The organism is Kitasatospora sp. NPDC028961 (assembly GCF_055564815.1).
In genome coordinates this window covers 36,115-46,419 of record NZ_JBVHVO010000007.1, presented here as the reverse complement: position 1 = coordinate 46,419, position 10,305 = coordinate 36,115, and the positions used below count along the sequence as shown (strand labels likewise).

8 protein-coding genes and 1 pseudogene are annotated in these 10,305 nt (G+C 77.5%); 5 read left to right on the top strand and 4 right to left on the bottom strand.

Annotated elements, in window-relative coordinates; genetic code table 11:
- Window positions 1–117: 117 nt before the first annotated feature.
- Window positions 118–723, bottom strand: coding sequence for an MTB12 C-terminal domain-containing protein (locus tag ACZ4UX_RS15725; protein WP_465707048.1), 606 nt, complete (start codon window positions 721–723; stop codon window positions 118–120).
- A gap of 144 nt (window positions 724–867) precedes the next feature.
- Here ACZ4UX_RS15725 and ACZ4UX_RS15720 point away from each other — a divergent pair, with 144 nt between their 5' ends.
- The 3 genes and pseudogenes from ACZ4UX_RS15720 (at window position 868) to ACZ4UX_RS15710 (ending at window position 5,433) form a co-directional block, all read left to right on the top strand.
- Window positions 868–1,485, top strand: coding sequence for a hypothetical protein (locus ACZ4UX_RS15720; protein WP_465707047.1), 618 nt, complete (start codon window positions 868–870; stop codon window positions 1,483–1,485).
- A 13-nt stretch (window positions 1,486–1,498) separates the two neighbouring features.
- Window positions 1,499–4,571: pseudogene (locus ACZ4UX_RS15715) on the top strand (ABC transporter permease subunit); the annotation flags it as partial.
- Window positions 4,572–4,761: 190 nt separating this feature from the next.
- On the top strand, window positions 4,762–5,433 hold the full coding sequence (locus ACZ4UX_RS15710) for an ABC transporter ATP-binding protein (protein WP_465707046.1): 672 nt from the start codon (window positions 4,762–4,764) through the stop codon (window positions 5,431–5,433).
- A gap of 67 nt (window positions 5,434–5,500) precedes the next feature.
- Here the strand turns inward: ACZ4UX_RS15710 and ACZ4UX_RS15705 are convergent, their stop codons facing one another.
- Both ACZ4UX_RS15705 and ACZ4UX_RS15700 read right to left on the bottom strand, forming a co-directional pair.
- On the bottom strand, window positions 5,501–6,286 hold the full coding sequence (locus ACZ4UX_RS15705; protein ID WP_465707045.1) for an SDR family NAD(P)-dependent oxidoreductase: 786 nt from the start codon (window positions 6,284–6,286) through the stop codon (window positions 5,501–5,503).
- 126 nt (window positions 6,287–6,412) lie between these two features.
- Window positions 6,413–7,342 (bottom strand): NADP-dependent oxidoreductase, encoded by a 930-nt coding sequence (locus ACZ4UX_RS15700; RefSeq protein ID WP_465707044.1) that lies wholly within the window; start codon window positions 7,340–7,342, stop codon window positions 6,413–6,415.
- Between the two features lie 155 nt (window positions 7,343–7,497).
- On the opposite strand from ACZ4UX_RS15700, the gene ACZ4UX_RS15695 reads away from it, so the two are divergent.
- Together ACZ4UX_RS15695 and ACZ4UX_RS15690 are read left to right on the top strand one after the other, a co-directional pair.
- Window positions 7,498–8,907: a helix-turn-helix transcriptional regulator gene (locus ACZ4UX_RS15695; RefSeq protein WP_465707043.1), complete on the top strand. Its 1,410-nt coding sequence runs from the start codon at window positions 7,498–7,500 to the stop codon at window positions 8,905–8,907.
- 120 nt (window positions 8,908–9,027) lie between these two features.
- On the top strand, window positions 9,028–9,462 hold the full coding sequence (locus ACZ4UX_RS15690) for a protein-tyrosine phosphatase family protein (RefSeq protein ID WP_465707042.1): 435 nt from the start codon (window positions 9,028–9,030) through the stop codon (window positions 9,460–9,462).
- Window positions 9,463–9,526: 64 nt separating this feature from the next.
- Here ACZ4UX_RS15690 and ACZ4UX_RS15685 read toward each other — a convergent pair whose 3' ends face one another.
- A complete protein-coding gene (locus ACZ4UX_RS15685) occupies window positions 9,527–10,195 on the bottom strand; it encodes an MmyB family transcriptional regulator (protein WP_465707041.1) in 669 nt (222 codons plus the stop codon).
- Window positions 10,196–10,305 lie beyond the last annotated feature (110 nt).

Below are 10,305 nucleotides of genomic sequence, written 5' to 3'. Positions count from 1 at the left end.
ATAAAAGTGAGGTAGACCCCCCCCCCACATGGGCGGCCCGCTGGCCCTCACGGGAGCCCTATACCCCCCCCCCCCCCCCTCCTTCCCCTCCCCCCCCCCCCCGGGACGGCGGGGCCGTCAGCCGCATCCGGGGACGGCGGCGCCGCTCCCACCGCCGGCCTGGGCGAGCAGGCCGCAGAGCGACGAGCGGGAGACCTTCCAGGTGCCGTTGTCGAGGACGGCCTGGCCGGTGGCGTCCGGCGCGACCACCGTGCCCTGGAGCGAGAGTTCGTAGGTGACGGTGGCCTCGGTCGGCGAGGTGAACGTCACGTTGGTGACCTTGGCCTTGACCTGACCGACCCGCGGATCCTGCGAGAAGCCCTGGAGCGCTGGGAGCAGCACGTCACCGTTCTGCAGCAGCGCGGCCTTCTCGGGGATGGGGGTGGTGGGGTCGAAGAACTTCTCCCAGTTGGCGGTGACCTGGTTCGTCGCGGTCGCCGGATCGGCGGGGGCGGTGGCACCGGCACTCACGGTGGCACTGGCGCTCGCGCTGGTGGTCGCGGTCACCGTGACGGACCCCGACGCCGGGGCGGAGATCGACACCGAGGCCGAGGGCGAGGAGCCGGACGAGCTGCTGCTGCTGCACCCGGCCACCGCGCCCACCAGCAGCAGCGCGCACAGCGCCACCGCCGGTCGCGGGACCGGGCCGCCGCCCCGACGGGTGCCGCTCTGCCTTACTCGCATGGTGTTCCTCTCGACGAACTCGGCTGCGCCGCCCGGGTCGGCGCCGACCGCTCGGGGGCGCCGCGCGGTCCGGTCCGCCGCTCTCCGGATGCTGTCCCAGGCCGATCCTGGAAATGTCGCACGTGACACCATGAAGGCGGATCCATGGACGAATCGCAATCCGAGCGCGAGAAGCCGCAGACCACCCCGAACGGGGCGGCCGGGCGGCCCGGCCGGGGGCTGCTGCGCTCGGCCGCTCGCGCGGCCCGCACGGCCCCGGGCGCCCGCGAGTGGCCGGGCTGGATCCTCGCGGCCGCCGGGGCGGCCCTGTGCGTCCTGGGCTGGTACGGCGTCTCCGGCGAGGCCTTCGTCGAACAGCAGATCCCCTATCTGGCCTCCTCCACCGTCCCGGGTGCGGCGCTGATCGTGGCGGGCATCGTGCTGGTCGCCCTGCGTTCACCCGGCCGGCCCCCGGCCCCGTCGGCCCCGCCCACCGCGGACGACCTGACCGGCCGACGGGTCGAACGGCTCTACACCCTCCTGGTCGAACCGGAGCGGCCGGAGGAAGCCACGGTCCCGGAGGAGCCCGCCGCCCCCGGTACCGGTCTGCTCGCCGTCGCCGAGGGCACGCTCTACCACCGGCCCGACTGTCCGCTGGTGACCGGCAAGCACGGCGCGCGGCCGGTCGACGCCGCCGCCGTACGGGCACGCGGGCTCACCCCCTGCCGGATCTGCGCACCGGCCGCCCCGGACGCGGCCGACCCCGCCGGCCCGGCCGGCTGAGGGGGTGCCACCCGTGCCAGACACCCCTCCCCTCGACTCCCTCGGCCTGACCGTCGACCTCGCCCTGGCCGGTCTCACCGTCGGCAGCGCGGCCGCCCTCAGCGGCATCGGCCTGGTCGTCTGCCACCGCGCGACCGGGGTGCTCAACCTCGCCCAGGGTGCCCAGGCGATGCTCATCGCCTATCTGCTGCGCGACCTGGTGGTCGTCCGGCACTGGCCGGTCTGGCCGGCCCTCGCCTTCTGCCTGCTGCTCGTCGCCCCCGCGCTCGGCGTCCTGCTGGACGTCCTGGTCTACCGGCCCCTGCAACGGCGCGGCGCCGGGACGGCCGAGACGATGGTGGCCGGTCTCGGCGTGTTCGTGCTGCTCATCGGGGTGGCGGTGCTGGTCTGGGGCACCGCCCCGCTGAGCGGCGCGCCGTCCCCGTTCGGCGCCGAGCCGATCGCCCTCCCCGGCGGGCACACCCTGCGCCCCGACACCGTGGCGCAGCTCGCCGCCATCCTGGTGCTCGCCCTGACGGTGGCCGCCACCACCCGTTTCACCCGGTTCGGCCTCCAGGTGCGGGCCGTCGTCGACGACCGCCGGCTGGCCCGGCTGGCCGGGGTGGACGCGGACCGGGTCTCGGCGGCGGGCTGGGCGTTCGGCTCCTTCACCGCCGGGCTGGTCGGCGTCGCCCTCGCGCCGTACCTGCTGCTCGACCCGTACGGGCTGCCGCTGCTGGTGATGGAGACGATGGCGGTCGCGGTGGCGGCGCGGCTGCGCAGCATCCCGGTGGCGGTGGTGACCGGCCTCGGCCTCGGGATCGCGCAGGCCGAGCTGACCAGGCTTCGGCCGTCCGGCCAACTGCTGCCGCTGGTACAGGCGGTGCAGGCCAACCTGTTCGTGGTGGCGCTACTGGCCGCCGCGCTGCTGGCCGGGCCGCGGATCACCGGCGGCGCGGGTGACCGCGCCCCGCTCGCGGTGCCGGGACCGGTCGGCGGGGGCCGGGCGGCCCGGGCGGTCTGCCTGGTGCTGCTCCTGCTGCCGCTGGGCTTCCGTGACAATGACCTGCGCAGCGCGCTGCTGGTGCCCGCGCTCGCCCTGGTCCTGCTCTCGATCGTGGTGGTGACCGGGTACGGCGGGCAGATCTCGCTCGGCCAGGCCGGGTACGCCGGGCTCGGCGCGCTGGGCACCGCGCTGCTGATGTCCGGGCGGATCCCGGCCGTCCCGCCGCTGCCCGCCGTCCCCGCGCTGCTGTTCGCGGTGCTGGCCACCGCCCCGCTCGGACTGCTCACCGGCTGGCCGGCGATCCGGCGGCGCGGTCCGGCGCTGGCCCTCGTCACCTTCGCGGTCGGGACGGCGATGAGCCGCTTCGTCTTCCAGCAGCCGTACGCGACCACCGGGCTCACCCTGGACCGGCCCGCCTTCCTGGCCGGCGACCGCGCCTTCTACCTGGCCGAGCTGGTGCTGCTCGGGCTGGGCCTGCTGGCGGTGCGGGGGCTGCACCGGGGCCGGCCGGGCCGGGCCCTGACCGCGATGCGCGACCACGAACCGGGCGCGGTCGCGGCGGGCGTCAACGTGCCCGGGCTGAAGCTGTCCGCCTTCGTGGCCGGGGCGGCGCTGGCCGCGCTCGGCGGCGGGCTGATGGGCCTGGCCGGGCGCGCCTTCGACCCGGCCTCGTTCGATCCGGTGCGCGGGCTGCTCTGGTTCGCCGCGGTGGTGGTGGCCGGTGCGGACAGCGCGCTCGGCGCGGTGCTGGCCGCCGCGCTGCTGATCGGCCTGGACGCGGGCACGGTGGCCGGGGTGTCGGCCGTCGCGGTGGGTCTGCTGGCGGCGGCGATCGGCCGCCTGCCGGGCGGTCTCGCCGGCGCCGCCGCCCGCCTCTCCCGCCGCCACCCGGCGCACCCGGCCGCCACGCTGCCGCCGGGCCGCCTGACCCCGACCGGACGCCGGATCCGCACCCTGGTCACGGCCCGGCAGGCCGCCGCCCGGGGCGAGGAGGCACGACCGTGAGCCCGCCGGGCGGTGGCCGGGGCAGGCTGACGGCGCGGAGCGTGGTCCAGGACCGCCGCCCGGCCCGAGCGGGCACGACCATGAACCGGCCCGACGACAACCAGGCCCGGCGGACCGCCCGCAGCGCGGTCCAGGACCGCCACCCGGACCGAGCGGGCACGACCATGAACCGGCCCGACGACAACCAGGCCCGGCGGACCGCCCGCAGCGCGGTCCAGGACCGCCACCCGGACCGAGCGGGCACGACCATGAGCCGGCCCCACAACGACCGGGCCCGGAGCCTGATCCACCCGCGGAACGGCATCCGGACCACCACGCTGCCGCCGGGCCGCCCGACGCCGCCCGGGCCCCCGGACCGCAGCCGGACCGCCCCCTGGGGTGAGGAGGCCCGACCGTGAGCGCGCCGGGCAGTGGCCGGGCCCGGCTGACGGCCCGGGGTGTGATCCGCCGGTACGGCGGCATCGAGGCGGTCGCCGGGGTCGACCTCACCGCGCCAGCGGGGCGGATCACCGCGCTGATCGGGCCGAACGGCGCCGGCAAGAGCACCTTGTTCGACTGCCTGGCCGGGACGGTCCGCCCGGACGCCGGCCGGGTGCTGCTCGGCGGCCGGGACGTCACCCGGCTGCCTGCGTACGCCCGGGTGCGGCTCGGCCTGGCCCGGACCTTCCAGCAGATCGCCGTCTTCCCGACCCTCTCGGTGGCGGACAACGTCCGGATCGGCGCCGAGCGGCGGCATCGCCGCCGTCCGGACGCGCGTGCCGTCGACACGGCGACGGCAAGGGCGCTCGCCCTGTTCGGCCTCCAGGACCTCGCGGCGGAGCCGGCCGGTGAGCAGCCGACCGGGGTGCTGCGCCTGGTGGAGCTGGCCCGCGCACTGGCGGGCGACCCACAGGTGCTGCTGCTGGACGAACCGGCGGCCGGCCTGGACACCGCCCAGACCGCCCGGCTGGCCGCCGCCCTGCGTGGCCTGGCCGACCGGGGTACGGCGCTGCTGCTGGTCGAGCACGACCCCGACCTGGTCGGCGAGTTGGCCGACACCGTGTACGCGATGGCCGGCGGCCGGGTGGTGGCCTGCGGACCGGCGGCCGCCGTGCTCGCCGACGCCCGGGTGGCCCGGGCCTGGGGCGGGGCCGCGCCGGGGGCCGGGGTGGGCGCGCCGTGACCCTCGACGCCGCCCGTGTCCGCCGGGGACCACCGGAAGCCCTGCGCGCGCCGGCCCCCGCCTCCCCCGTCTCCCCCGTCTCCCCCGCCGACCGCACCGCCCGAGCGACCCGGGCGAGCACCCGATGACCGTCGAAGCCGCACTCCACGGCGCCCGCGTCCGCTACGGACCGCTGGAGGCCCTGCACGGGGTGGACCTCGCCTTCCCCGCCGGTGCGGTCAGCGTCCTGCTCGGCCGCAACGGGTCCGGGCGGACCACCGTGCTGCACGCCCTGGCCGGGCTGGTCCGGCCCGCCGCCGGCCGGGTGGTCTGGCGGGGGCGGGACGTCACGGCGCTCGGTGTCCACCAGCGGGTCCGGCTGGGGCTGACGCTGGTACCGGCGGAGCGGGCGGTGTTCGCCTCGCTCACGGTGGCCGAGCACCTCGGCCTCGGCGGCGCCCCCGCCGAGGGCGTGCTCGCGCTCCTGCCCGAACTGACCGCCCTGCTGCCCCGGCCGGCCGGGACGCTCTCCGGCGGGCAGCAGCAACTGATCGCCCTGGCACGTGCGTTGGCCGGCCGTCCGAGCCTGCTCCTGCTGGACGAGCCGGACCGGGGGCTGGCCCCGGCCGTGGCGGCCCGGTTGCACGCGCACCTGCTCGACACGGCCGCCGCCGAGGGCCGGGCGGTCGTGCTGACCGCGCGGTCGCTCCCGCGCAGCCTCGCCGGCGCGGCCGTCGTCCATGTGCTGCACCGGGGCGAGGTCGGCTTCTCCGGGGAGCCCGCCGAGCTCGTCGGCCGACCGGCCGGGGCACGGTGACCGGCCCGGGCAACCACCCGCACACACGCCCGCACGCCCCGGGGCCGCTGCGCTCGGCCGGCGAGCCCTACTGCGCCAGGTACCCGCCGTCCACCGGGAGGACCGCGCCGGTGATGAAGGAGGCGTCGTCGGAGGCCAGGAAGAGGACCGCCGCCGCCACCTCGGCGGGGGTGCCGAGCCGGCCCATCGGGTGCAGCTTCTCGATCGCCGTCAGGTAGTCGGAGCCGCCCGGCTCGTCCTGGAGGCGGCGGACGCGCTCGGTGGTGATGGTGCCGGGAGCGACGGCGTTGACCCGGATGCCGCGGTCGGCCCACTCGACGGCCAGGTGCTTGGTCAGGCCGGACGCCACGAACTTGGCGGGCCCGTAGACGGCCTGGCCGCGCTGGCCGGCCTCGCCGGAGATCGAGGAGAGGCAGACGATCGCGCCGCCGGCGCCGCCGGGCCCGGCCATCGCCTCGATCGCGTACTTGCAGGTGAGGAACATCCCCCGGCCGTCGACGGCCATCACCCGGTCCCACTCCTCGGCGTCGGCCTCGGTGATCTCCGACAGCGGGAGCACTCCCGCGTTGGCGACCAGGACGTCGATCCGGCCGTGCCGCTCGACGGCGGCGGTGATCATCCGGCGGGCGTCGTCCTCGCGGGAGACGTCGCCGACCACCGTACTGACCGCCCGCGGCAGCTCGTCCGCCAGCCGCCGCAGACCGTCGGCGTCGAGGTCCGTCGCGACCACCCGCGCGCCCTCCCGGGCGAAGCGTTCGGCCACCGCACGGCCGATCCCGCTGGCCGCACCCGTCACCACGCACGACTTGCCCGCCAGCCGCCCGGCACCCGGGGATTCGATCGCATCAGCCATGGCACCGGACTCTACCGACCGACCGTCAGATGAACCGGCACACCGCGCAGTTGGGTCAGGATGCGATCGGAGCCGCTCCACCCCGCCGCAGACCGTGGTACCCGGCGGACCGCCCCGGCGCCGGCGTCAGCCGACGGTGAGGACGAGCTTGCCCCGGACGTGCCCCTGCTCGCTCACCCGGTGCGCCCGGTCCACCTCCGCCAGCGGGAACACCTGGTGCAGCGGGAGGTGCAGCGTGCCCTCCTCGTGCAGCGCGAGCACGGCGGCCAGCGCGGGGCCGTGGTGGTGGACGGTGTCCGAGCCGGCGCTGAACCGCACGCCGTACTTGGCCGAGCCCTCGTGGTCGGCGATGGTCAGCACCTGCTCCGGCCCGCCGGCCAGCTCGATCGAGAGCGGCAGGACGTCACCCTGGCCGGCCGCGTCCAGCACCCGGTCCACCCCCTCCGGCGCCACCGCCCGGACCCGCTCGGCCAGACCGTCGCCGTACGTCACGGGGATCGCGCCCAGCTCGCGCAGGTACGGGTGGTTGGCCTCGCTCGCGGTGCCGATCACCCGGATCCCGCGCGAGCGGGCGAACTGCAGCAGGATCGTGCCCACCCCGCCCGCCGCGCCGTGCACCAGCAGCGTCTGGCCGCGCTCCACGCCCAGCAGGTGGAGCGCCCGCCAGGACGTCTCGGCCGCGACCGGGAGCCCCGCGGCCTGCTCCCAGCTCAGCCCGGCCGGCTTGCGGGCCACGTCGGCGGCGCCCACCACGGCGTGTTCGGCGTAGCCGCCGCCACGGACCGAGCCGAACACCTCGTCCCCGGGCGCCCACTGGTCCACCCCCTCGCCGACGGCCTCCACCACGCCCGCCACCTCGAAACCGGCGACGTGCGGGAAGGTCACCGGGAACAGGCCCTCCATCGCGCCGCTGCGCAGCTTGTGGTCCACCGGGTTCACGCCCGCCGCCCGGACGGCGATCCGGATCCGGCCGGGGCCGGGGGCGGGCAGGTCGATCTCGATCGGGTGCAGCACGTCCGCGCCGCCGAATGCGGAGAAGGCGATGGCCTTGGTCATGGGAGTCCCACTGTCCTTCACTGGTCGGAGAGTTCGTCGGTCTGACGGTCTCCAGCCTGGTCGCGGGAGGGGTGGTCTCCGGCCCGCCGTTCGGCCGGTTCCACCTGGCCGAACGGCCAGGCACCCGCGGAGACCGGGTGACTAGGCTGGAACCCATGGCGAACCACGGGGCAGGCGACGGGGCGGGAAGCGCGGCGACTGGGCACGCGAGGGCCGGGAACGCGGCGCAGGCCCCGGACGGAGCCGGGCACCCCGGGCACCGGCAGCGCGGCTGGGAGCGCCCCGAGGACGTGCTCGCCCAGGTGGTGGCGGTGCTGGGGGCGCCGAGGCCACAGCTCCTCCCGCGCCTCTCCGGCGTTCTCGCCGATCTCGTCCCGCACACCGCCCTCGCCCAGCTGAGCGGCGTCTGCACCTACTCCCCCGCCCTCGCCCACGGTCCGACCGAGCTCACCGGGCGGATCACCACCCGGGAACTGGCCCGGCTGGCCGAGGCGGTGGCACCCGGTCTGCCCTGGCAGGGCGAGGCGGTCCTGGCGGGCCGGCCGCGGTCGGCCGTCGCGGTCTCCGCCGCCCCGCCCGGCAGCAACGGCGCGCTGCTGGTGCTGGTCCGGACGGGCGGCGAGCGGCTGCCCGACCAGCCGCTCGCCGTCCTGCAGCAGCTCTGGGAGCTGCTGGTCACCCACTCCCACCACCGGGCCGTCGACGCCGCCCCCGCGTACGCCGCCACGTCACGGGCCTCCGCCGGTGCCCGGGCCCGGGCCATCGCCGAGCTGAGCGGCGCGCACGCCTCGGCGCTCTCCGCGATCCTCGCGCCGCTGCGCTCCGCCGCCCTGGACGACGCCACCGCCCGCCGCAGCGCCACCGAGCTGGCCGTCGGCGCGCTGCTGGACCTGCGCGCGGGCGCCGACCTCGACCGCGAGCTGAGCGAGGAGCCCGCCGCCACCGCCTTCGCCCGGCTCGCGGACGAGATCCGCCCGCTGCTGCGGCACAGCCCCGTCCGGCTCGACCTGCCGGCACCGGCGGCGGGCGGGCGCTCCCTCCCCGCCGAGATCGCGCACACCGCCCGGGCGGCCGTCCGGTCGGCCGTGCTCACCATGATGGAACAGGACGGTCTGACGCGCCTGCACGTGAGTTGGCAGTTCGTCGCGGACGTCCTACGGGTCGTGGTGCGCGACGACGGCCCGGGCCTGCTCGGCGCCGACACCCTGGCCGTGCACCGGACGGCGGACCGGATCACCGCCGTGGGCGGCCGGCTCGCGGTGGACGCCGTTCCCGGCTGGGGCACCACCGTCACCGTCGACCTGCCGCTGAGCGCCCCGGCGGCGACCGGCGGGCCGGACCCCCTGGAGGGCTTGCAGCCCCGGGAGCTGGAGGTGCTCGACCAGCTCGCCCGGGGCCGGCGCAACCGGGAGATCGCCGGCGCCCTGCTGATCAGCGAGTCCACGGTGAAGTTCCACGTCGCCAACATCCTGGGCAAGCTGGGCGTGACCTCGCGCGGGGAGGCCGCCGCTCTGGCGCACCGCGCCGGTCTGCCCGCCCCGACCGGCCTGTACGCGGCCTCCTGACCCGCGCGGACCCGCGGCACGGAACGGCCGGGTGCTCCGCCCCGGCCCGGCCCCGCCCGCGACCGCCCGCGACCGCCCGCGACCGCCCGCGACCGGCCGGACGCGCCGTAGGCTCGCCGGATGACCGTCTCCGCCACCTGGGACCCCGCCGCCGCCGGGGTGCTGCGCCTGCCGTCCGGCCGACTCGTCCGGGGGCGCGGTCTGCGGCGGCCGCTGCCGCCCGGGCCGCAACCCGCGTTCGGCCTCTACCTGCTGGGGCACCGGCCGCCGGCCGTCCCCTGGGCGAGCCGCTGGCTCCGCTGGCCGGACTTCCGGCTGCCCGCCGACCGGGCCGAGGCGGCGGCCGCCCTCCGGGAGGCCTGGGAGCGGGCGGCGTCCGAGCGGGTCGAGCTGGCCTGCGCCGGCGGGCTCGGCCGGACGGGCACCGCGCTGGCCTGCCTGGCCGTGCTGGACGGGGTCCCGGCCGGCGAGGCGGTCGCCTTCGTGCGGGAGCACTACGACCGGCGCGCCGTCGAGACCCCCTGGCAGCGCCGGTTCGTGACGCGGTTCCACTGACGCCGCGCCCGGCCGCCCCGCCCCCGCTCGGACCCCGGGCCGGCGGCCCCGGGGTACCTCGCGGTCAGACCCCGGGCGGCGGCCCCAGGACGACGAAGCTGAGGTCCGGCCGGCCACCGGGGGTGAGGACCTGGGCGACCGTCTCGATCGGTTCGGGCGAGAGGTGCGGCAGCCGCAGGCCGAAGCGGTCGCCGTCCCGGTTGGCGACCACGCAGGCCCGGCCGGCCCAGAGCCGGCGGCAGAGCGGGTCGCGCAGCACGTCGGTGAGCAGGGCGACCACCGACTCGTCCCCGGGGTAGCGGGCCAGCGCGAAGCGGATCATGGCGAGGGTCATCCGGGCCTGCCACGTCCAGTCGGCGACCTGTTCGCGGGCCTCCGGGGCGGTCAGCACCCAGCGGGCGAAGTTGGCCCCGGGCCTGCTCATCCAGGGGAACCACTCGGCGGCGGCCCGGTTGTGGCCGACGACGGTCCAGGCGCGGTCGGCGATGAAGGCCGGTCTCGGCATCTGCCGGTCGACCAGCTCCTGGAGGGCTGTGAGGTCCTCCGGCCGGGCCGGGCCGGCGGCCGGGGTGCCGCCCATCGCGTAGAGGTAGAGGGTGGCGCGCTCGTCGGCGTCGAGCAGCAGCACGTCGGCGAGCAGCGCCAGCAGTCTGGGGTCGAAGCGGGCGGTGCCGCCTCGCTCCAGGTCGCGGTACCAGCGCTCGCTCATGCCGAGTCTGGTGGCGACGACCATCTGGGGAAGCGGCTTGGCCAGCCCCATTCGCAGGCCGGCCCGGGGGGGGGGGGGGAGGGGGGGGAGGGGGGGGGAGGGGGGGGGGGGGGGGGGGGGGGGGGTTTGGTTTT

Excerpts from the sequence above, each read along its gene's own strand:
- ACZ4UX_RS15690 (WP_465707042.1), top strand. The coding sequence starts at position 9,028 with ATGACCGTCTCCGCCACCTGGGACCCCGCCGCCGCCGGGGTGCTGCGC.
- ACZ4UX_RS15700 (WP_465707044.1), bottom strand. The coding sequence starts at position 7,342 with ATGACCAAGGCCATCGCCTTCTCCGCATTCGGCGGCGCGGACGTGCTG.
- ACZ4UX_RS15720 (WP_465707047.1), top strand. The coding sequence starts at position 868 with ATGGACGAATCGCAATCCGAGCGCGAGAAGCCGCAGACCACCCCGAAC.
- ACZ4UX_RS15685 (WP_465707041.1), bottom strand. The coding sequence starts at position 10,195 with ATGGTCGTCGCCACCAGACTCGGCATGAGCGAGCGCTGGTACCGCGAC.
- ACZ4UX_RS15705 (WP_465707045.1), bottom strand. The coding sequence starts at position 6,286 with ATGGCTGATGCGATCGAATCCCCGGGTGCCGGGCGGCTGGCGGGCAAG.
- ACZ4UX_RS15695 (WP_465707043.1), top strand. The coding sequence starts at position 7,498 with ATGGCGAACCACGGGGCAGGCGACGGGGCGGGAAGCGCGGCGACTGGG.
- ACZ4UX_RS15710 (WP_465707046.1), top strand. The coding sequence starts at position 4,762 with ATGACCGTCGAAGCCGCACTCCACGGCGCCCGCGTCCGCTACGGACCG.
- ACZ4UX_RS15725 (WP_465707048.1), bottom strand. The coding sequence starts at position 723 with ATGCGAGTAAGGCAGAGCGGCACCCGTCGGGGCGGCGGCCCGGTCCCG.